Raw genomic sequence first — 21,941 nt, forward strand, 5'->3', positions numbered from 1 at the left:
AGAACACGTCCTCGATCGGCATCAGGAACGGCTTGTCCAGCGGACGAACCGGCGTCGGGATATAGGCGTCGACCTGAGCCATCAGCTCGCGGATGGCGTCCTCGCCGATGGTCTTGTTGGAGTCTTCAAGAGCAGCCAGCGCCGAGCCCTTGACGATCGGAATGTCGTCGCCGGGGAACTCGTTCTTCGACAGGAGCTCGCGAACCTCAAGCTCGACCAGCTCAAGCAGCTCGGCGTCGTCCACCTGGTCGACCTTGTTCAGGAACACCACGATCGAAGGCACGCCGACCTGACGGGCCAAGAGGATGTGCTCGCGGGTCTGCGGCATCGGGCCGTCGGCGGCCGAAACCACCAAGATCGCGCCGTCCATCTGCGCGGCACCCGTGATCATGTTCTTCACATAGTCGGCGTGGCCGGGGCAGTCGACATGGGCATAGTGACGGTTGGCCGTCTCATACTCGACATGCGCCGTCGAGATCGTGATGCCGCGCGCCTTCTCTTCCGGCGCCGCGTCGATCTGGTCATAGCGCTTGTATTCGCCAAAATACTTCGTGATCGCCGCCGTCAGCGACGTCTTGCCATGATCGACGTGGCCGATCGTGCCAATGTTCACATGCGGCTTGGTGCGCTCGAATTTACCTTTTGCCATGTGATCTCTCCATTCCTGCCTGCCCGTGCGGGCCTTGAATTAAGGTCTCGTGCAACCCGCTCGAGTTACGCGTATTTCTTCTGAACTTCCTGGGCGACCGCGGTCGGAACAGGCTCGTAGTGGTCGAACTGCATCGTGTACTGGGCGCGGCCCTGCGACATCGAACGCAGATTGTCGACGTACTTGAACATGTTCGCCAGCGGCACCATCGCGTTGATGACGACGGCAACGCCGCGCGCTTCCTGACCCTGGATCTGACCACGACGGCCGTTGAGGTCGCCGATGACGCCGCCGACATAGTCTTCCGGCGTCACGACCTCGACCTTCATGATCGGCTCGAGCAGCTGCACGCCGAGGCGCGGAGCGGCTTCCTTGAAGCAGGCGCGGGAGGCGATTTCGAAGGCCAGCACCGAGGAGTCGACGTCGTGGAAGGCGCCGTCGACGAGGGTCGCCTTGACGCCGATCATCGGGAAGCCGGCGAACGGGCCGGAACCCATGACGCTCTGGATGCCCTTCTCGACGCCCGGGATGTATTCCTTCGGAACCGCACCGCCGACGATCTTGGACTCGAACACGAACTCTTCGCTCTCGGTGTTCGGCTCGAAGATGATCTTGACGCGGGCGAACTGGCCGGTACCGCCGGTCTGCTTCTTGTGCGTGTAGTCCTGCTCATGCGTGCGGGTGATCGTCTCGCGATAGGCCACCTGCGGCGCGCCGACATTGGCTTCCACCTTGAACTCGCGGCGCATGCGGTCGACGATGATGTCGAGATGCAATTCGCCCATGCCAGCGATGATGGTCTGGCCGCTTTCCTCGTCGGTCTTGACGCGGAAGGACGGATCCTCGGCCGCCAGGCGATGCAGCGCGAGGCCCATCTTTTCCTGGTCGTTCTTGGTCTTCGGCTCGATGGCGATCTGGATGACCGGATCGGGGAATTCCATGCGCTCAAGGATGACCGGGTGCAGCGGATCACAGAGCGTGTCGCCGGTGGTCGTGTCCTTGAGGCCGGCGAGCGCAACGATATCGCCGGCATAGGCTTCCTCGATATCGGCGCGCGAGTTCGCATGCATCTGCAGCATGCGGCCGATGCGCTCCTTCTTGCCCTTCACCGTGTTGTCGAGCGAAGTGCCCTTGGTGAGCTTGCCCGAATAGATGCGGGCAAAGGTCAGCGAACCGACGAACGGGTCGTTCATGATCTTGAACGCCAGCATCGACAGCGGCTCGTTGTCATCGGCATGACGCTCGATCTCGGCGTCGGTCTTGGCGTCGACACCCTTGATGGCCGGCACGTCGATCGGCGACGGCAGGTATTCGACGACGGCGTCGAGGAGCGGCTGCACGCCCTTGTTCTTGAAGGCCGAACCGCAGAACATCGGGAAGAACTTGACCGCGATGGTGCCCTTGCGGATCAGCGCGCGGATCTCGTCATTCGACGGCATCTTGCCTTCGAGGTAGTTCTCGAGCGCGGTCTCGTCCATCTCGACGGCGGCTTCGATCATCTTCTCGCGGTACTGAGCGGCCTTTTCCTTGAGGTCGGCCGGGATCTCGACGACGTCCCAGGCGGCGCCCAGGGTCTCGTCACGCCAGACGAGCGCGTTCATCTCGACGAGGTTGACGACGCCCTTGAACTCGGTCTCGGCACCGATCGGCAGCTGCATGACGACAGCCTGCGCGCCGAGGCGCGAACCGATCATTTCCTCGGAGCGGTAGAAGTCCGCGCCGATCTTGTCCATCTTGTTGCAGAAGATCATGCGCGGCACGTGGTACTTGTCGGCCTGGCGCCACACGGTCTCGGTCTGCGGCTCAACGCCGGCGTTGGCGTCGAGCAGCGCGATAGCGCCGTCGAGCACGCGCAGCGAACGCTCGACCTCGATGGTGAAGTCGACGTGTCCGGGGGTGTCGATGATGTTGAAGCGGCGCATCTTGCCGTCGCGACCCTTCCAGAAGGTCGTGGTCGCGGCCGAGGTGATGGTGATGCCGCGTTCCTGCTCCTGCTCCATCCAGTCCATGGTGGCAGCGCCGTCATGGACTTCGCCGATCTTGTGCGACTTGCCCGTGTAGTACAGGACGCGCTCGGTCGTCGTCGTCTTGCCGGCGTCGATATGCGCCATGATACCGAAATTGCGGTAGTCTTCGATTTTGTATTCGCGGGCCATGGGAGGTGCCTCTCAGTCTCTTTCGCGTTACCAGCGGTAATGCGCGAAGGCGCGGTTGGCTTCCGCCATCTTGTGGGTGTCTTCACGCTTCTTGACGGCCGTTCCGCGGTTGTTGGCCGCGTCCATCAGCTCGCCCGAGAGGCGGTCGACCATGGTGGTCTCGTTGCGGTTGCGGGCCGCGGCGATCAGCCAGCGGATGGCCAGCGCCTGGCGGCGCTCGGGGCGCACGTCGACCGGGACCTGGTAGGTGGCGCCGCCGACGCGACGCGAGCGCACTTCCACATGCGGCGCGACATTGTCGAGCGCCTGGTGGAAGATGGTGACCGGCTCCTGCTTGGTCTTGGCCTGGACCTGGTCCAACGCGCCGTAGACGATGGTCTCGGCAACCGACTTCTTGCCGTCATACATGACGGCGTTCATGAACTTGGTGACGACCAGATCGCCGAACTTGGGGTCCGGATTGATCTCACGCTTTTCTGCACTGTGACGACGGGACATGGGAAACCCTTACTTCGGACGCTTGGCGCCGTATTTCGAACGACGCTGCTTGCGGTTCTTCACACCCTGCGTGTCGAGCACGCCGCGGATGATGTGGTAGCGGACGCCCGGCAGATCCTTGACGCGGCCGCCGCGGATCATGACCACCGAGTGCTCCTGAAGGTTGTGACCTTCGCCCGGGATGTAGCCGATCACTTCAAAGCCGTTGGTCAGGCGAATCTTGGCCACCTTGCGCAGCGCCGAGTTCGGCTTCTTCGGCGTCGTCGTGTAGACGCGCGTGCAGACGCCCCGCTTCTGCGGGTTCTGCTGCATGGCCGGGACCTTGTTGCGCTTCACCGGCGCCAGGCGCGGCTTGCGGATCAGCTGGTTGACGGTAGGCATTAAACCCTCTTGTCTCTCAATTCCGTGTCTGCCCTGTCAGGGCCGCTCAAAGCGTCATTTCCATACGCAAATTCGGGCAACACACCGCGCCTCGCGGTCCTGCCCGAACAAATTGCAGAGGAAGCGGAAGCCGCTTCATGCTCGCCGGAAATGTCTTTTCGCTCGTAAAACGAACCCTGTTTGAGGCAAACTCCAAAGCGTGTCGCTTCGGACAGGAGAGCCTCACATCGGTTCTGACGTCGCGGCTTCTACTCGCAACCCCAAGGTCCGTCAACCCCGAAGCGCCAAATATTGCGCCCAACCGGGGGCTGGGCAGCCATGCGAAAAATGCGTGTAATTTTCTTGCGCCTTTTTTCAAGAGCGAGGAAGAAAGTGACCGGCTTGCGGCTGTCTTCCCGGCCTGCTTCATGCCAAAAGGCGGCTTGAGCCGGACAATCTCCCGGTAAAACGAGGAATCAGCCCGTGAACGACAATGAGGAACGGCCGGTCACCATCATCACCGGACGGGTCTGGCGCAAGAAAGGCGGCAAGCCGGAAGGCGTGCATGTGATGCTGGTGGCGCCCGACGATGATTCTGCCGTGCGCCGTGCTCTCGAATCGCTCGCGGCGGAAGGATTCGCGGAGGCCGAGCTCGACCAGATCGGTGACATGGAAGGCGAGCCCGACGAGGAGCCGCATCTGTCGGCCTATCAGGGCGCACTCGAAGGCGAGGTTTCGATCGTCACCTTCGACGAGCCGTCCTAATCGCCTGCGGCTGAACATCCCTCTCCCGCTCGACCTAAAAACAACCTGACCAGCCATTCGTCTTCCTCTCCGGAGTTCTCATGACTAGTACCACCATCAAGCTTGGCATCGTCGGCGTGGGCAAGATCGTGCGCGACCAGCACCTGCCGGCGGTCGCCAAGGACGACGCCTATCAGCTCGTCGCCGCAGCCAGCCGCCATGGCAAAGTCGATGGCATTGCGAACTACCCGACGATCGAGGCGATGCTTGCGGCCGAGCCCAACCTGGAAGCCGTCTCGCTCTGCATGCCGCCGCAATTCCGCTACGACGCCGCGCGCACCGCGCTGGAAGCGAAAAAGCATGTGTTCCTCGAAAAGCCGCCGGGCGCGACGGTGAGCGAGATCGAGCACCTCAAGGCGCTTGCCGACAAGAACGGCGTCTCGCTCTTCGCCAGCTGGCACTCCCGCTATGCGCCGGCGGTCGAGGCCGCGCGCACCTTCCTCGCCTCGGCCAGGCTGGCCTCGGCCGCCATCAACTGGAAGGAAGACGGGCGCCGCTGGCATCCGAACCAGGAATGGATCTGGGAGCCCGGCGGCTTCGGGGTGTTCGACCCGGGCATCAATGCGCTGTCGATCGCCACCCATATCCTTCCGCCGATGTTCATCACTTCGGCCGTGCTCGATTTTCCAGAGAACCGCGCGGCGCCGGTCGCGGCGCATGTCGCCTTCCGCACTTCGAGCGGCCTGCCGGTGACGATGGAGCTCGACTGGCTGCAGACCGGCCCGCAGAGCTGGGACATCATCGCCGAGACCGACAAGGGCAGGATGGTGCTGTCCGGCGGCGGCGCCAAGCTCGCCGTCGACGGCAACACCATCCACGACGAGCCGGAGGCCGAATATCCGATGCTCTACAAGCGCTTCGCCGAGATCGTTCGCGCGGGCGTTTCCGATGTCGACCTCGCGCCGCTGCAGCACGTCGCCGATGCCTTCATGCTGGGCAAGCGCAATGTGGTCGAGGCGTTTTTCGACTGAGTCGTGCTAGGAAAGGATCGCGGACCTAGCCGGAACGCACGCTCGGGCCAGGTCGACCCCCACTCCGTCTCGGCTACGCCGAGCCACCTCTCCCCCGATCGACGGGGTAGAGGAAGGGCGCGAACGTATTGCCGCCAACGCTCGTCCAACGCGACTTCCTTTCCCTCCGGAGGGGGGAAAGGTGGCGCTGCGAAGCAGCGACGGATTGGGGGAAGCCGGTCGTCAAACGAACAGCCGATGACAAGTGAGCAAGACCGAGTTGGCCTGATATCGCCGTCATTCACGATGTGATGTCACTCGACGATCGCGATGGCAAACCCATCATAACCCTTGGCGCCGACGGTCTGTATGGCAGTGCCGTCCAGCCGCTTCTCGCCGCCGATAAACGAGAACGCGGCGCGAGCGCCTTCGACATTGGCGTCGCCACTATTCTCTTTCACGACCGCGCCGTCGCGGATGACATTGTCGCAGACGATGACCGTGCCCGAACGCGACAGCTTCATCGCCCAGTTCAGATAATTCGGGTTGTTGGGCTTGTCGGCGTCGATGAAAATCAGGTCGAACGCACCGGCATTTTGGTCCGCCAATGCGGCAAGAGATTGAAGCGCTGGACCGACCCGCAGGTCGACCTTGCCGGAAACCCCTGCCCGCTCGAAATTCGAGCGCGCGACCTTGGCGTGGTGCGGGTCCAGTTCCAGCGTCACGACCTTGCCGTCCGCCGGCAATCCCCTCGCCATCCAGATGGTCGAGTAGCCGCCCAGGGTGCCGACCTCCAGCACGGTTCTCGCGCCGCGGATGCGCACCAGCAGCGACAGCAGCTTGCCTTGCGCGGCCGAGACGTCGATCGCCGGCAGGCCCTGATCGCGGTTGGCCTTAAGCACTGCATCCAGCACGGGATCCGCTTCGAAAAGAGAGGAAACAATGTATTCGTCGACAGCCGTCCAGATCTTGCTGCTCATAGCTCTTCGCTCTTCCTCGTTGGAGTAACCAAAACGAAAAAGGGGCCCGCGCGGGCCCCTTCTCTTCGTTTCTCATATCATGCCGCTTACTGCGCGGCGTTGACCATGTCGGTCAGCATCGGCTCGGCGACCTCGACACCGGAGGCCTTGCGGCGCTCGTCGATTATGAGCTCGTCGCGCGAGGTGGCGATGCGCCTAATCTGGCTCATCGTGCCGCCGGTGCCGGCCGGGATCAGGCGGCCGACGATGACGTTTTCCTTCAGGCCCTGCAGCATGTCGGTTTTGCCGGCAACCGCCGCCTCGGTGAGCACCCTGGTCGTCTCCTGGAAGGAGGCGGCCGAGATGAAGGACGGCGTCTGCAGCGAGGCCTTGGTGATGCCGAGCAGCACCGGCTGACCTTCGGCCGGCTTCTTGCCGTCCTCGATTAGGCGCTCGTTGACCTCTTCCAGCTCGATCACGTCGACGTGGTCGCCCGGGATGTAGGTCGAGTCGCCCTGCGTGGTGATCTCGACCTTCTGCAGCATCTGGCGAACGATCACCTCGATGTGCTTGTCGTTGATCGACACGCCCTGCAGACGGTAGACCTCCTGGATTTCGTTGACGAGGTAGGAGGCCAGCGCCTCTACGCCCTTGATCGCCAGGATGTCGTGCGGCGCCGGATTGCCGTCGAGGATGTAGTCGCCCTTCTCGATGACGTCGCCGTCCTGGAGATGGAACGGCTTGCCCTTCGGGATCAGGTATTCCACCGGTTCGAGCGTCGAGTCATGCGGCTCGATGATGATGCGGCGCTTGTTCTTGTAGTCGCGGCCGAAGCGGATCGTGCCATCGATCTCGGCGATGATGGCGTGATCCTTCGGACGGCGAGCCTCGAACAGTTCCGCAACGCGCGGCAGACCACCGGTGATATCCTTGGTCTTGGCGCTTTCCATCGGGATACGCGCCAGCACGTCGCCAGGTTTCACATGGGCGCCCGGCTCGACCGAGAGGATGGCCTCGACCGAGAGCAGGAAGCGCGCATCGCCGCCCTTCGACAGCTTGCCGACCTTGCCCTTGGCGTCCTGGACGACGATCGCGGGCTTCAGGTCGCTGCCGCGCGGCGTCGAACGCCAGTCAATGACCTCACGCTTGGTGATGCCGGTCGACTCGTCGGCCGTTTCCTGAACGGAGATGCCGTCGACCAGATCCTCGAACGCCACGCGACCCTCGATTTCGGTAAGGATCGGGCGGGTATAGGGATCCCACTCGGCGATACGCTGGCCGCGCTTCACCTTGTCGCCATCGTCCACGAAGATACGCGAACCATAGGCGACGCGGTGCGTGGCGCGCTCCTTGCCGGTCTCATCGAGGATGAGCACCGCCATGTTGCGGCCCATGACCATCTGCTGGCCTTCCGAGTTGCGCACCACGTTGCGGTTGCGGATCTGCACCTTGCCCTCATAGGAGGCTTCAAGGAACGAAGAATCCACCACCTGCGCCGTGCCGCCCATGTGGAAGGTACGCATGGTGAGCTGGGTGCCCGGCTCGCCGATCGACTGCGCCGCGATGACGCCGACAGCCTCGCCCTGGTTGACGGGGGTACCGCGGGCCAAGTCGCGTCCGTAGCAGACCGCGCACACGCCGGTCCTGACCTCGCAGGTCAGCGCCGAGCGGATGCGGACCGACTGCACGCCGGCCTTCTCGATCTGCTCCACGTCGCGCTCGTCCATCAGCGTGCCTGCCTTGACCAGCAGTTCGCCGGTGACCGGATGGTTGATGTCGTCGAGCGCGGTGCGGCCCAGCACGCGCTGGCCGACCGAGGCGACGACCTGACCGGCATCGACGATCGGCTGCATGGTGAGGCCCTTGTCGGTGCCGCAATCCAGCGAATTGACGATGCAGTCCTGCGCCACGTCGACGAGACGGCGGGTGAGGTAACCCGAGTTCGCCGTCTTCAAGGCGGTATCGGCCAGACCCTTGCGGGCGCCGTGGGTCGAGTTGAAGTACTCGAGCACGGTGAGGCCTTCCTTGAAGTTCGAGATGATCGGCGTCTCGATGATTTCGCCCGAGGGCTTGGCCATCAGGCCGCGCATGCCGGCGAGCTGACGCATCTGGGTGGGCGAACCGCGCGCACCGGAATGCGACATCATGTAGATCGAGTTCATCGGCTTCTGACGGCCGTTGTCCTCAAACTCCACCGCCTTGATGCGCGCCATCATCTCGTCGGCAACCTTTTCCGAGCACTTGGCCCAGGCGTCGACGACCTTGTTGTACTTCTCGCCCTGCGTGATCAGGCCGTCATTGTACTGCTGCTCGTATTCCTTGGCCAAAGCCTCGGTGTCGGAAACAAGCTTCAGCTTGGTGTCCGGAATGACCATGTCGTCCTTGCCGAACGAAATGCCGGCACGGCAGGCATGCGCAAAGCCGAGCGCCATGATGCGGTCGCAGAAGATGACCGTCTCCTTCTGACCGCAATGGCGGTAGACGGTGTCGATCATCTTGGAGATGTTCTTCTTGGTCATCTCCTGGTTGGCGATGTCGTACGGAACGTTGACGTTCTTCGGCAGAAGCTCACCGATGATCATGCGGCCAGGCGTGGTGTCGTAGATCTTCGACACGACCTTGCCTTCGGCGTCGACGGAGCGGAAGCGGCCCTTGATCTTGGCGTGCAACGTCACGGCCTTGGTCTCCAGCGCGTGCTGGAGCTCGCCCATGTCGGCAAACACCATGCCTTCGCCCGGCTCGTTCTGGTTGACGATCGACAGATAGTAGAGACCGAGAACCATGTCCTGCGACGGCACGATGATCGGCGCGCCGGAGGCCGGGTGCAGGATGTTGTTGGTCGACATCATCAGCACGCGGGCTTCAAGCTGCGCTTCCAGCGACAGCGGCACGTGGACCGCCATCTGGTCACCGTCGAAGTCGGCATTGAAGGCGGTGCAGACCAGCGGATGCAGCTGGATCGCCTTGCCTTCGATCAGGGTCGGCTCGAACGCTTGGATGCCGAGGCGGTGCAGCGTCGGCGCACGGTTCAACAGCACCGGATGCTCGCGGATCACCTCGTCGAGGATGTCCCAGACCTCCGGACGCTCCTTCTCGACCAGCTTCTTCGCCTGCTTGACGGTCGAGGAGAAACCCTTGGCGTCGAGACGGGCGTAGATGAAGGGCTTGAAGAGCTCGAGCGCCATCTTCTTCGGCAGACCGCACTGATGCAGCTTCAGCTCCGGACCGGTCACGATGACCGAGCGGCCGGAATAGTCGACGCGCTTGCCGAGCAGGTTCTGGCGGAACCGGCCCTGCTTGCCCTTGAGCATGTCGGACAGCGACTTCAGCGGACGCTTGTTGGCGCCGGTGATGACGCGGCCGCGACGGCCATTGTCGAACAGCGCATCGACGGCTTCCTGCAGCATGCGCTTTTCATTGCGCACGATGATGCCGGGCGCGCGCAGCTCGATCAGCCGCTTCAGGCGGTTGTTGCGGTTGATGACGCGGCGATAGAGATCGTTGAGATCGGACGTGGCGAAGCGGCCGCCGTCCAGGGGAACCAGCGGACGCAGGTCCGGCGGGATCACCGGAACCACCTTCATGATCATCCATTCCGGGCGGTTGCCGGATTCCATGAAGTTCTCCACGACCTTGAGCCGCTTCAGATACTTCTTCTGCTTGAGCTCGGAGGTGGTCGAAGCCAGCTCCGAACGCAGATCGCCGGCGATCTTCTCCAGGTCCATGCCGGCAAGCAGGTCATGGATGGCCTCGGCGCCGATCATGGCAGTGAAAGAGTCCTCGCCATACTCGTCGACGGCAAGCATGTACTCTTCCTCGCTGAGGAGCTGGTTCTCCTTCAGCGCGGTGAGGCCGGGCTCGGTGACGATGTAGTTCTCGAAGTAGAGCACGCGCTCGATATCCTTGAGCGTCATGTCGAGCAGCGTGCCGATGCGCGAGGGCAGCGACTTCAGGAACCAGATATGGGCGACGGGCGCGGCGAGCTCGATATGGCCCATGCGCTCGCGGCGAACGCGCGACAGCGTGACTTCGACGCCGCACTTTTCGCAGATGACGCCCTTGTACTTCATGCGCTTGTACTTGCCGCACAGGCACTCATAGTCCTTGATCGGGCCAAAAATGCGCGCGCAGAACAGGCCGTCACGCTCCGGCTTGAAGGTGCGGTAGTTGATGGTCTCCGGCTTCTTGATCTCGCCGAACGACCAGGACAGAATCTTCTCTGGGCTGGCAAGCGAGATCCGGATGGAATCGAACACCTGCGCAGGCGCCTGCGGGTTGAAGAGATTCATGACCTCTTGGTTCATGCCGTTCTCCTTTTCGGGGTCCTCGATAACCCCTTGCATCGATCGCGGACGACTTGTCCGCAGAATGGCCGGTCGAACCGGCCGAAGATTTCTTGGTTGAGCATGAGCCTGGCCGTAAACCGGTGGCCACTTTTCGGGATCATGCTCGAGGCGCGCCGCGTCTTTGAGCGCGGCGCGCCATAGCCTTACTCGGCTGCGTCGGGCAGACGCGTCGGGGTCTCTTCGACCTGGGTGTTCTCCAGCTCCACATTGAGGCCGAGCGAGCGCATTTCCTTCACGAGAACGTTGAAGCTCTCCGGAATGCCCGCCTCGAACGTGTCGTCGCCGCGCACGATCGCCTCGTAGACCTTGGTGCGGCCGGCGACGTCGTCCGACTTCACCGTCAGCATTTCCTGCAGCGTGTAGGCTGCGCCGTAGGCTTCGAGCGCCCAGACCTCCATTTCGCCGAAGCGCTGGCCGCCGAACTGCGCCTTGCCGCCCAGCGGCTGCTGGGTGACGAGCGAGTACGGACCGATCGAACGCGCGTGGATCTTGTCGTCCACCAGGTGGTGCAGCTTGAGCATATAGATATAGCCCATCGTCACCTTGCGATCGAACGGCTCGCCGGTGCGACCGTCGTAGAGCTGCGACTGACCGCTGGTGTGCAGGCCAGCCTGCTCCAGCATGGTGTTGATGTCGGCCTCATGCGCGCCGTCGAACACCGGGGTCGCGATGGAGACGCCGCGGCGCATCTGCTCGCTCAGGCGAACGATGCTCTCGTCGTCATACTCGCGGATCGGCTCGTTGCGGTCGTTGGCCGGCATGAAGCTTTCCAGCGTCTTGCGCAGCGGTTTGATGTCGCCGCCACCCTTATACGCATCGATCAGCTCGCCGATCTTCCTACCCATGCCTGCGCAAGCCCAGCCCAGATGCGTTTCCAGGATCTGGCCGACATTCATGCGGCTCGGCACACCCAGCGGGTTGAGCACGATGTCGGCATGCGTGCCGTCCTCGAGGAAAGGCATGTCCTCGACCGGAACGATGCGCGACACGACACCCTTGTTGCCGTGACGGCCGGCCATCTTATCGCCCGGCTGCATCTTGCGCTTCACCGCCACGAAGACCTTGACCATCTTCATGACGCCCGGAGGCATTTCGTCGCCGCGCTGCACCTTCTCGACCTTGTCCATGAAACGCTGCTCGAGCGCCTTCTTGGACTCGTCGTACTGGCCGCGCAGAGCCTCGAGCTCGCCCTGGAGCTTCTCATTCTCCACGGCGAACTGCCACCACTGCGAACGCGGATACTCGTCGAGCGTATCCTTCGACAGCTTCGAGCCCTTCTTGAAGCCCTTCGGTCCGGCGATCGCTTCCTTGCCGACCAGCACGTCGGAAAGGCGCGCATAGACGTTGCGATCCAGGATCGCCTGTTCGTCGTCGCGGTCCTTGGCCAGACGCTCGATCTCCTCGCGCTCGATCGCCATCGCGCGCTCGTCCTTCTCCACGCCGTGGCGGTTGAAGACGCGCACTTCGACGACCGTGCCGAACGTGCCCGGGGGCATGCGCATGGAGGTGTCGCGAACGTCCGAGGCCTTTTCGCCGAAGATGGCGCGCAGAAGCTTTTCTTCCGGCGTCATCGGGCTTTCGCCCTTCGGCGTGATCTTGCCGACCAGGATGTCGCCCGGCTGCACTTCCGCGCCGATATAGACGATGCCGGCTTCGTCGAGGTTCTTCAGCGCCTCTTCCGAAACGTTCGGAATGTCGCGCGTGATTTCCTCCGGTCCGAGCTTGGTGTCGCGCGCCATGACCTCGAACTCCTCGATGTGGATCGAGGTGAAGACGTCGTCGGCCACGATGCGCTCGGAGAGCAGGATCGAGTCCTCGTAGTTGTAGCCGTTCCACGGCATGAACGCGACCAGCACGTTGCGGCCGAGCGCCAGATCGCCAAGCTCGGTCGACGGACCGTCGGCAATGATGTCGCCCTTGTTGACGCGGTCGCCCATGCGCACCAGCGGACGCTGGTTGATGCAGGTGTTCTGGTTCGAACGCTGGAACTTCATCAGCCGGTAGATATCAACGCCGGATTTGCCGGGATCGAGATCTTCCGTGGCGCGGATGACGATACGGGTGGCGTCCACCTGGTCGACCACGCCGCCGCGGCGGGCGCCGATGGCGGCGCCCGAGTCACGGGCGACGACCGGCTCCATGCCGGTGCCGACGAACGGCGCCTCGGCGCGCACCAGCGGCACGGCCTGACGCTGCATGTTCGAGCCCATCAGCGCGCGGTTGGCGTCGTCGTTCTCGAGGAACGGGATGAGCGCCGCCGCGACGGACACCATCTGCTTCGGCGAGACGTCCATCAGGTCGACGTTCTCCCGCGGCGCCATCATCACTTCGCCGGCGTTACGGCAAATGACGAACTCGTCGACGAAGCTGCCGTTCTTGTCGAGCTCGGCGTTGGCCTGCGCGACATAGTGCTTGGCCTCTTCCATCGCCGACAGATAGACGACCTCATTGGTCAGCTTGCCGTTCACGATCTTGCGGTACGGGCTTTCGATGAAGCCGTATTTGTTGACGCGCGCGAAGGTGGCCAGCGAGTTGATCAGACCGATGTTCGGGCCTTCCGGCGTCTCGATCGGGCAGATACGGCCGTAATGCGTCGGGTGCACGTCGCGCACCTCGAAACCGGCGCGCTCGCGGGTCAGACCGCCTGGTCCAAGCGCCGACAGGCGACGCTTGTGGGTGATCTCCGACAGCGGGTTGGTCTGGTCCATGAACTGCGACAGCTGCGAGGAACCGAAGAACTCGCGCACGGCCGCGGCGGCCGGCTTGGCGTTGATCAGGTCCTGCGGCATGACCGTATCGATCTCGATCGAGGACATGCGTTCCTTGATCGCGCGCTCCATGCGCAGCAGGCCGACGCGGTACTGGTTCTCCATCAACTCGCCGACCGAACGCACGCGGCGATTGCCGAGATTGTCGATGTCGTCGATCTCGCCCTTGCCGTCACGCAGCTCGACGAGCGTCTTGACCACGGCCAGGATGTCTTCCTTGCGCAGCACACGCACGGTGTCCTCGGCCTTGAGCTCGAGGCGCATGTTCATCTTGACGCGGCCGACGGCCGACAGGTCGTAGCGCTCGCTGTCGAAGAACAGCGAGTTGAACATGGCTTCGGCGGTCTCGAGCGTCGGCGGCTCGCCCGGGCGCATGACGCGGTAGATGTCGAACAGCGCGTCCTGGCGGCTCTCGTTCTTGTCGACGTTGAGCGTGTTGCGGATGTAGGCGCCGACATTGACGTGGTCGATGTCCAGGATCTGGATCTCGTCCTCGCCGGTGCCGAGCAGCACCTTCAGCGTCTTGTCGTCGATCTCGTCGCCGGCTTCCAGGAAGATCTCGCCGGTAGCGTAGTTGACGATGTCCTCGGCAAGATAGTTGCCGAGCAGATCCTCGTCGGTCGCCTTGATGGCCTTCAGACCCTTCTCGCCGAGCTGGCGGGCCTGGCGGGCGGTGATCTTCTTGCCGGCCTCGACAACGACTTCACCCGTATCGGCGTCGACCAGGTCACCGACGGCCTTGAGGCCGCGGAACCGCTCGACGTTGAACGGAATGCGCCAGTGGTCGCCGGCGCGCTTGTAGGTGATCTTGTTGTAGAAGGTCGACAGGATCTCTTCGCCGTCCATGCCGAGCGCCATCAAGAGCGACGTCACCGGGATCTTGCGGCGGCGGTCGATGCGGGCGTGCACGACGTCCTTGGAGTCGAACTCGATGTCGAGCCACGAGCCGCGATAGGGGATGACGCGCGCGGCAAACAGCAGCTTGCCCGAGGAGTGCGACTTGCCCTTGTCATGGTCGAAGAAGACGCCCGGCGAACGGTGCATCTGCGAGACGATGACGCGCTCGGTGCCGTTGACGATGAAGGTGCCGTTCGACGTCATGAGCGGCATGTCGCCCATGTAGACGTCCTGCTCCTTGATGTCCTTGATCGACTTCGCGCCGGTATCCTCGTCGATATCGAACACGATGAGGCGCAGCGTCACCTTAAGCGGCGCAGCATAGGTCAGGTCGCGCTGACGGCATTCGTCAACGTCGAATTTCGGTGCCTCGAACTCATACTTCACGAACTCCAGCATGGAGGAGCCGGAAAAGTCGGAGATCGGGAAGACCGACTTGAAAACGGCCTGCAGCCCTTCGTCCGGACGGCCGCCCTTGGGCTCGTCCACCATCAGGAACTGGTCATAGGATGCCTTCTGAACCTCGATAAGGTTCGGCATCTCCGCAACTTCCGGGATCTTTCCGAAGAACTTGCGTACGCGTCTGCGGCCATTGAAAGTCTGGGTCTGGGCCATCGTCGCTCCTTAGCTCTAAACTCGGGACGAACCTCGCCGCGGCTCGCCTTGCACCAACGGGCGGCCTCGGCGGCTGCCCCTATCTGTTTTTCCGGCCGCCCTCGCCACTCTTTTGGCGGGGTACCGGCTAAAACGGGAGAAAACCCGTTTCCGGAAGGCCGCTTTTCGGCCCTCAGGAAAGAGGTTTTCAAACGCCTCGCGCAACAAAGCCTCCCTTTCGTCAAGGGAGGGAGCGGACAGCGCGAGACCGTCCGCCCTCGCCTAACAGGCTTACTTCAGCTCGACCTTGGCGCCAGCTGCTTCCAGCTGAGCCTTGAACTTGTCGGCGTCGGCCTTGGAAACGCCTTCCTTGACCGGCTTCGGAGCCGCTTCGACCAGGTCCTTGGCTTCCTTGAGGCCAAGGCCGGTGATGGCGCGGACTTCCTTGATGACGTTGATCTTCTGGGCGCCGGCGTCGGCGAGAACGACGTCGAATTCCGTCTTCTCTTCAACCGGAGCAGCGGCAGCGGCAGCACCACCGCCAGCGGCGGCAACAGCCACCGGAGCGGCGGCCGAAACGCCCCACTTCTCTTCCAGGAGCTTCGACAGCTCAGCCGCCTCGAGGACGGTCAGCTTCGAAAGGTCGTCTACGATCTTCGCGAGATCAGCCATTTTGATATTCCTTTAGTTGGTTCGAACGTGTGTTGTTGACAGCGAGGAACGGCCTCATGCCGCCTCGTCCTTCCGGGCGTAAGCGCCGATGACGCGCGCGACCGAAGCCGCAGGCGCATTGACGATCTGGGCGATCCGGGTAGCCGGCGTGGCGATCATGCCAACCAGCCTGGCGCGCAGCTCGTCGAGCGACGGCATCGTGGCGAGTGCCTTGACACCATCGGCGTTGAGCGAGGTCGCGCCCATCGCGCCGCCGAGAATGATCAGCTTGTCATTCCCTTTGGCGAAATCGGACGTGACCTTCGGCGCCGCAACCGGATCCTCCGAATAAGCGACCAGCGTCTGTCCCTTGAACAGATCGATGATCGATGCGGAGTCCGTGCCCTGAAGAGCGATCTTGGCGAGACGGTTCTTCGCGACTTTGACGGTGCCGCCGGCGGCGCGCATCTTCGACCGAAGGTCGTTCATTTGCGCCACGGTGATACCGGCGTAGTGGGCCACGACGACTGAACCCGCGTTCGAGAACGCTTCGTTCAGGCCCGTGACGAGTTCGCGCTTTTCCGCTCTGTCCACTGCCTATCTCCAGTTGACCCCTGCCTCATTCTCGAGGTCAGAAGTCGGGTTGCCTTTTGCCGGCCGGGCCATCCAAATCCTGGATCTCCCGAACGGCGCTCGAGGATCCTGCCCCCTTTTCGCGACACCGACGGCAAGCCGGCGATGCGCTGACAAAAGGCAAACACGGTTCGAACCTTTCATTGGAGCACTTGCTCCTTTGTCGGGTCTTCACCCGTCTCATGCAGGCCCACATGAATTAAGGCCCCCTTTTTGAACAAGGCTGGCCGCCTGCAATCTCGGACAGGATATCCGGAAACCTCTCGGCTCCCGGGTACCGGGCCGCCGACGGATCGGCGGTCCGGAATTCTTCTTCTCTTGAGCACGATCTTTTCCGAAAACCGGGATCATGCTCTAGCGATCGGCCCTAGCCGATCAGATGGCGCTTACGACGCGGCGAGCGTCGCGATGTCGAGCTTGAGGCCAGGGCCCATCGTCGAGGTGACCGACACCTTCTTGACGTAGTTGCCCTTAGCGCCCGCGGGCTTCGCCTTGTTCACCGCATCGGCGAAGGCGCGGACATTCTCTTCCAGCGCCTTGACGTCGAACGAGACCTTGCCGACGCCGGCCTGGACGATACCGGCCTTCTCGACGCGGAACTCGACGGCGCCGCCCTTCGAAGCCTTGACGGCTGCGGCCACATCGGTGGTCACGGTGCCGACCTTCGGGTTCGGCATCATGCCGCGCGGGCCGAGCACCTTACCCAGACGACCGACCAGCGGCATCATGTCCGGGGTGGCAATGCAGCGATCGAAATCGATCGTGCCCTTCTGGACGATGTCGACCAGGTCCTCGGCGCCAACGATATCGGCGCCGGCAGCCTTGGCCTCCTCGGCCTTGTCGCCACGGGCGAACACGGCGACACGCACCGAGCGGCCGGTGCCGTTCGGCAGGTTGACCACGCCGCGGACCATCTGGTCGGCATGGCGCGGATCGACGCCGAGATTCATCGAGATCTCGACGGTCTCGTCGAACTTCACCGTGGACCGGTCCTTGAGCAGCTGCAGCGCCTCGTTGAGGGCGTAAGCCTTGTTCGGATCGATGCCTTCGCGGCTCTTGGCAACACGCTTTGCAATCTTTGCCATGATCTTAGCCCACCACTTCCAGGCCCATCGAGCGGGCGGAACCCTCGACCATGCGCATGGCCGCCTCGACGTCGTTTGCGTTCAGGTCCTTCATCTTCTGCTCGGCGATCGCGCGCACCTTGTCGCGGCTGATCGTGCCGACCTTGGTCTTGCCCGGCTCCTTGGAGCCCGACTTCAGGTTGGCGGCCTTCTTGAGGAAGTAGCTCACCGGCGGCGTCTTCATGACGAAGGTGAACGACTTGTCCTGGTAGTAGGTGATGACGACCGGGATCGGCGACCCCTTCTCCATCTCCTGGGTCTGCGCGTTGAACGCCTTGCAGAACTCCATGATGTTGATGCCGCGCTGACCAAGCGCCGGGCCGATCGGGGGCGACGGCGTGGCCGAGCCCGCGGCAACCTGGAGCTTGAGCTGGCCTGCAACTTTCTTAGCCATCTCTATTCCTGCCTTTTCTCATGCCGGCCCCTTTATCCGGGGAACGCCGGCGGTTGCAGTCTGGTGGTGCGGTTCCGACGGCCGGCTATGCCGCCCTCGCCTCCCACCCGTTCATGCGGCGCTTTAAGCAACCGCCCCGACGCCTTTCGGCGCGGCTTTACGGATCAGCCCTTTTCGACCTGCCCGAATTCCAGATCGACGGGCACGGCGCGCCCAAAGATCGAAACTTCCACCTTGAGGCGGGCCCGCTCCTCGTCCACTTCCTGGACGACGCCGTTGAACGACGCGAAGGGACCGTCCGAAACGCGGATCGCCTCGCCGATCTCGAAGGTGACCGAAGGCTTCGGCCGCTCGACACCTTCCTGGACCTGGTTCAGGATGCGCTGCGCCTCGGTCTCGGTGATCGGCACGGGCTTGGAGTCGCCCAGGAAGCCGGTGACCTTCGGCGTGTTCTTGACCAGCGAGAACACGGCATCGGTCAGATTGGCCTTCAAGAGCACATAGCCCGGGAAGAACTTGCGCTCGGCATCGACCTTGCGGCCGCGACGGATCTCGACGACCTTTTCGGTCGGGACCACGATCTGCTCAATGTCGCCGGACAGGCCCTTCTGCTTGGCCTTGTTCTCGATGTCCTCGGCGACCTTCTTCTCGAAGTTCGAATAGGCGTGGACGATATACCACCGCGCAGTCATTTCACGACCTCTCCGTAATCCGCCGAATTAATGCCCGAGACCCAGGATCCACTCGATCGCATAGCCCATCAGAATATCGGCAGCGAAGAAGAACAGCATCGCGATCACCGCGAATATCAGGACCATCACGGTCGAGATCACGGTTTCGCGCCGCGACGGCCATGTCACCTTGGCCGTCTCCGCGCGAACCTGCTGGAGAAAGGTGAAGGGATTAGTGGTTTTCGAAGCCATGCGCCGCCTGTTTTCGAGACCCGTTGGCCGGGCCTCCTGGATGATCCCGCTGACCGGGACGTGCCGCCTGGGCTCTATGCGGCGCGAATCAGCACCGCTATTTCACCCACGCAAATCAGACGCGTAAAGCCGGCTTCCCAGCTCCACGCGTCGCGTGTCTGTCTTGTCTACATAAAACCGATTCTTAATCCACGCAAGTGGCAAGGGTCCGCTTTATGTCCTAACGCCGCCTCGGAACCATCCAGTCGTCCCGTCCCGGCTATAGGGGGCTTATGCCCCAATTCTCGCCATATGGCAAGCCGCCCGCCGATTTTCAACCGCGGAGGCCTCGTTTGCCATTTGGAAAGATGGCACGGGCAGCAGGGCTCGAACCTACGACCTGCGGTTTTGGAGACCGCCGCTCTACCAACTGAGCTATGCCCGTGCATGCGCTTGTTCGGCGCAGGCGTTTCCTAAAAGCTTCCGGACACTCTGTAAAGAGCACTCCGATGCCGTTTTGGAAGCTTTGCCAGAAATCTGAATTGCGCAGCTGCCTGCAATCGATCGCGGGGCGCAGGCGTTCACGACTTCCCGGCGGGCGGCTTATAAGGCCCGCCCGGCACTCCCCAGCCCCAGGCCGGCATCGGCTCGGTCTCGGGATCGCAGGTCTCGCCCAGATTCGAGTTCATCTTCGCCAGCCGCGATCCCCACTCGACATAGCCCATAAAGGCGGAGCGGAACTCGGGGTCGTCGGGCAGACCGACCTCATCCGCCGCGTCGGCAAGGAGATTGATCCAGCGGCGCCGCTGTTCCTCGGTCAGATGCTTGCCGAGGTGATGCATCACCATTTCGCGATGGCCGCCATGCTTCTCGCTGTAGGTCTTCGGCCCGCCAAAGACTTCGCCGATGAAGGCGGCGACATGCGCCGGGTGATCCGGAGACATGTGCTCGAACACCGGACCGACGATCGGATCCGCCGCCACCTTGTCGTAAAAGGTCCGTGTCAGCCGGTTCAACGCCTCGCTGCGGCCGGCCCATTCGTACAAAGTCGGGATGTCCTCGCTCATCGCCGCTCCTCCCTGTGCATAAAGCAAGATAGCGGCAGCGCCCTGCCCCGCTCAACCTGCCTCGATGGCCAGTCGCAGCTAGAGCTTCGCCGGCGCCTTCGCCTCGGCATCGGCGGCCGGACGAACGCGGCAATTGTCCGGCCTGGGCGCGGATCTGCAAATGGTGGCGCCGGTCAGCGCGTCCACCGATTGCGGCCCGGTCGTCAGTCCGAATGTCTTCAGTTCGTCCCGGCTGAGTTCCCTGTGCTTGGCATATTCGGCCGACTGCATGGCGACGAAAAAGCCTGAGCCGACCGCCATCTCGTCAAGATACGCCCTGACTTTGTCTTCCATGCCCATGGAATGCACCAGGAAATGCGTATTGGCGCCGACCAAACGCCGGACGCCGCCGGCGATCATCACTGCGCAAGCCGCATCGCATTCGGCGCCTGCATCGATGGTGAGGCCGGTATGGAGACCGTCGGGTGCGACGCACCCCACTTCGCCCGGATCGCAATCGAGAAAGTCCGTTCGCGCGATCGCGACATCCAACCGGCGCTCGCGGATCAGCCGGCCTGCGGCAAGCGCAGCCTGCACATCTCCACCCGGCGAGTCGACGATAATGGGCAACCGGCGCTCCCGGATCGTATCGAGCAGCTGGCGCAACTTGTCGGCGGTGTCTGCCGCGATCCTGCCTTCCGCTGAAATCCATTCCGGACAATCGGGATTGCAAAGCGGATTGCTGCCCCGAACAAGGACGAAGCGCATTTCCTGTTCGTTGGCCTGCGGCGCGGAAACAGGAGCAATAGGTGAAGGCCCGGTTTCGACGGCTGCGACCGTGGCCGGCGCGCCGTTCGTGGGGACCTCGCGACAATTCGCCGGCGCCGGTTGGCGCTGGCAGATGGTTCTCTCGGTCAGCAAATCGAGCGAATCCAGGCTGGTGACGAGCTTCATCTCCACCATGTCCTCGGGCTCGATCTGCCTGATGTCGCTGGCAGGCGTCGCTTTCATCACGCTGAGCACGCCCTGTTCGACACCCATTTCCTTCAGATAGGCCGACAGCCGCTTCTCGACTGCCTTGCTCATCTCATAGGTCTTGTAGCTGCCGGCATTCTTGCGACTGACGACCCTGGTGCTGACGATCTTCTTCTTGCCGTTCACGATCCGATAGGTCGTTCGGTAGAGCAGCTTCTCGCGCTGATAGGTGGTGGTGATCTGATGGACGCCGAGATAGGCCCACTCGCCGACCACGCGGCGGATGCCGCCGGCAAACATCAGCGGACAGGCCGAATTGCACATGGCGCCGCTGTCATAAGCGACGCCGGAATAGGGCTGGTCCTTGCCGTCATTGTCCCGGCAATTCTTCGCCCCCGGCGAGCAGCCGGAAAACTCCGTGATGCCGACCGCGATATCGAGCTTGTTCTTGCGGAGCATGCGGCCAAGCTGCAGCGCGGCATCGACATTGCCGCCGGGAGAATTGACGACGATCGGCAATTGTCGCCCGCCGAGCGTCTTCAGGAGGCGTTTCAGCAGCGCCGGCGTGCCGGCCTCGATCGTGCCTTCGGCAGAAATCCATTCCGGGCAGTTCGGTTCGCAGCCCGGCGCGCTGCTGCGCACGACGACGAAGCGCATCGCCGGACCGTAGTCCGGAGATGTCTCTTTCGCGGCGGCGCTGAGGGCGGCCAGCCCTGCGGCAGCGGCCAATCCCAGCCGAAGCAGGCCGCGCCAACACCGCATGGTCTTTGAACGGAATGTTGAAACCACGTCTGGCAAGCCCCTCGGTACAACCCATACTAGTTGCGGTGACGGTGCTTGCAACAGAATTGAACAGGTCGGCCCAATACTGCTGCCAAAGAAAAAGGGCGGCCCGAAGACCGCCCTTTCCTGCCGAACCGGCAAGTACCGGCTCGATTATTCCTTGATGGTGACGACGATGCCGGCACCGACGGTGCGGCCGCCTTCACGGATGGCGAAGCGCAGCTTCTCTTCCATCGCGATCGGCACGATCAGCTCGACGTCGACGGTGATGTTGTCGCCGGGCATCACCATCTCGGTGCCGGCCGGCAGCGTCACGATGCCGGTGACGTCCGTCGTGCGGAAGTAGAACTGCGGACGGTAGTTGGTGAAGAACGGCGTGTGACGGCCGCCCTCGTCCTTGGTCAGGATGTAGGCTTCGGCCACGAACTTCTTGTGCGGCTTGACCGAGCCGG

At 62.9% G+C, this 21,941-nt stretch carries 19 protein-coding genes and 1 tRNA gene; 3 read left to right on the plus strand and 17 right to left on the minus strand.

All coding sequences use genetic code 11. The features are described 5' to 3' along the window. The 4 genes from O7A05_RS32400 to rpsL all read right to left on the minus strand — a co-directional run. Positions 1-649, minus strand: a 649-nt coding sequence (locus O7A05_RS32400; protein WP_337097414.1) for a GTP-binding protein, incomplete at its 3' end; no start/stop codon positions are given. Positions 650-714: 65 nt separating this feature from the next. After that, a complete protein-coding gene (gene fusA / locus O7A05_RS32405) occupies positions 715-2,805 on the minus strand; it encodes an elongation factor G (RefSeq protein ID WP_337097415.1) in 2,091 nt (696 codons plus the stop codon). Between the two features lie 27 nt (positions 2,806-2,832). Beyond that, a complete protein-coding gene (rpsG, locus tag O7A05_RS32410) occupies positions 2,833-3,303 on the minus strand; it encodes a 30S ribosomal protein S7 (protein WP_337097417.1) in 471 nt (156 codons plus the stop codon). Between the two features lie 9 nt (positions 3,304-3,312). After that, complete coding sequence (rpsL, locus tag O7A05_RS32415) at positions 3,313-3,684, minus strand: 30S ribosomal protein S12 (protein ID WP_006202128.1); 372 nt, start codon at positions 3,682-3,684, stop codon at positions 3,313-3,315. 137 nt (positions 3,685-3,821) lie between these two features. Between rpsL and O7A05_RS32420 the strand changes: the two genes are divergently transcribed. The 3 genes from O7A05_RS32420 (at position 3,822) to O7A05_RS32430 (ending at position 5,438) form a co-directional block, all read left to right on the plus strand. Then, positions 3,822-4,130, plus strand: coding sequence for a hypothetical protein (locus tag O7A05_RS32420; protein ID WP_337097418.1), 309 nt, complete (start codon positions 3,822-3,824; stop codon positions 4,128-4,130). Between the two features lie 16 nt (positions 4,131-4,146). After that, a complete protein-coding gene (locus tag O7A05_RS32425) occupies positions 4,147-4,428 on the plus strand; it encodes a hypothetical protein (RefSeq protein WP_041003122.1) in 282 nt (93 codons plus the stop codon). An 80-nt stretch (positions 4,429-4,508) separates the two neighbouring features. Further along, complete coding sequence (locus tag O7A05_RS32430) at positions 4,509-5,438, plus strand: Gfo/Idh/MocA family protein (RefSeq protein ID WP_337097419.1); 930 nt, start codon at positions 4,509-4,511, stop codon at positions 5,436-5,438. A gap of 293 nt (positions 5,439-5,731) precedes the next feature. Here the strand turns inward: O7A05_RS32430 and O7A05_RS32435 are convergent, their stop codons facing one another. The 13 genes from O7A05_RS32435 to O7A05_RS32495 all read right to left on the minus strand — a co-directional run. Continuing rightward, positions 5,732-6,397 (minus strand): O-methyltransferase, encoded by a 666-nt coding sequence (locus O7A05_RS32435; protein WP_337097420.1) that lies wholly within the window; start codon positions 6,395-6,397, stop codon positions 5,732-5,734. 86 nt (positions 6,398-6,483) lie between these two features. Next, positions 6,484-10,680 carry a DNA-directed RNA polymerase subunit beta' gene (gene rpoC / locus O7A05_RS32440; protein ID WP_337097422.1) on the minus strand — a complete coding sequence of 1,399 codons (4,197 nt, stop codon included), beginning with the start codon at positions 10,678-10,680 and terminating at the stop codon, positions 6,484-6,486. A 185-nt stretch (positions 10,681-10,865) separates the two neighbouring features. Continuing rightward, positions 10,866-15,002, minus strand: coding sequence for a DNA-directed RNA polymerase subunit beta (rpoB, locus tag O7A05_RS32445; RefSeq protein WP_224717201.1), 4,137 nt, complete (start codon positions 15,000-15,002; stop codon positions 10,866-10,868). A 270-nt stretch (positions 15,003-15,272) separates the two neighbouring features. Next, a complete protein-coding gene (gene rplL / locus O7A05_RS32450; RefSeq protein ID WP_140755767.1) occupies positions 15,273-15,653 on the minus strand; it encodes a 50S ribosomal protein L7/L12 in 381 nt (126 codons plus the stop codon). A 54-nt stretch (positions 15,654-15,707) separates the two neighbouring features. Continuing rightward, the gene (rplJ, locus tag O7A05_RS32455) at positions 15,708-16,226 is read right to left on the minus strand and encodes a 50S ribosomal protein L10 (RefSeq protein WP_337097423.1); all 519 of its coding nucleotides are present in this window, start codon (positions 16,224-16,226) and stop codon (positions 15,708-15,710) included. Between the two features lie 425 nt (positions 16,227-16,651). After that, entirely contained in the window at positions 16,652-17,350 is a 699-nt protein-coding gene (rplA, locus tag O7A05_RS32460) for a 50S ribosomal protein L1 (RefSeq protein WP_224509791.1), read from the minus strand. Positions 17,351-17,354: 4 nt separating this feature from the next. Then, positions 17,355-17,783, minus strand: coding sequence for a 50S ribosomal protein L11 (rplK, locus tag O7A05_RS32465; protein WP_040983061.1), 429 nt, complete (start codon positions 17,781-17,783; stop codon positions 17,355-17,357). 164 nt (positions 17,784-17,947) lie between these two features. Next, positions 17,948-18,475, minus strand: a complete 528-nt coding sequence (gene nusG, locus O7A05_RS32470) for a transcription termination/antitermination protein NusG (RefSeq protein WP_140545994.1) — start codon at positions 18,473-18,475, stop codon at positions 17,948-17,950. Between the two features lie 27 nt (positions 18,476-18,502). Then, positions 18,503-18,706, minus strand: a complete 204-nt coding sequence (gene secE / locus O7A05_RS32475; RefSeq protein ID WP_337097426.1) for a preprotein translocase subunit SecE — start codon at positions 18,704-18,706, stop codon at positions 18,503-18,505. Positions 18,707-19,054: 348 nt separating this feature from the next. Continuing rightward, positions 19,055-19,130 (minus strand) — tRNA-Trp (locus O7A05_RS32480). Positions 19,131-19,266: 136 nt separating this feature from the next. After that, positions 19,267-19,752, minus strand: a complete 486-nt coding sequence (locus O7A05_RS32485; RefSeq protein ID WP_337097427.1) for a group II truncated hemoglobin — start codon at positions 19,750-19,752, stop codon at positions 19,267-19,269. 78 nt (positions 19,753-19,830) lie between these two features. Further along, complete coding sequence (locus tag O7A05_RS32490; protein ID WP_415927089.1) at positions 19,831-21,468, minus strand: COG3904 family protein; 1,638 nt, start codon at positions 21,466-21,468, stop codon at positions 19,831-19,833. A gap of 174 nt (positions 21,469-21,642) precedes the next feature. Beyond that, positions 21,643-21,941 (minus strand): EF-Tu C-terminal domain-related protein (locus O7A05_RS32495; protein WP_463151207.1); only part of this gene is annotated, 299 nt, incomplete at its 5' end.

It is taken from the genome of Mesorhizobium argentiipisi (SeqCode), from assembly GCF_037179585.1.
Classification (GTDB): Bacteria; Pseudomonadota; Alphaproteobacteria; order Rhizobiales; family Rhizobiaceae; genus Mesorhizobium; species Mesorhizobium argentiipisi.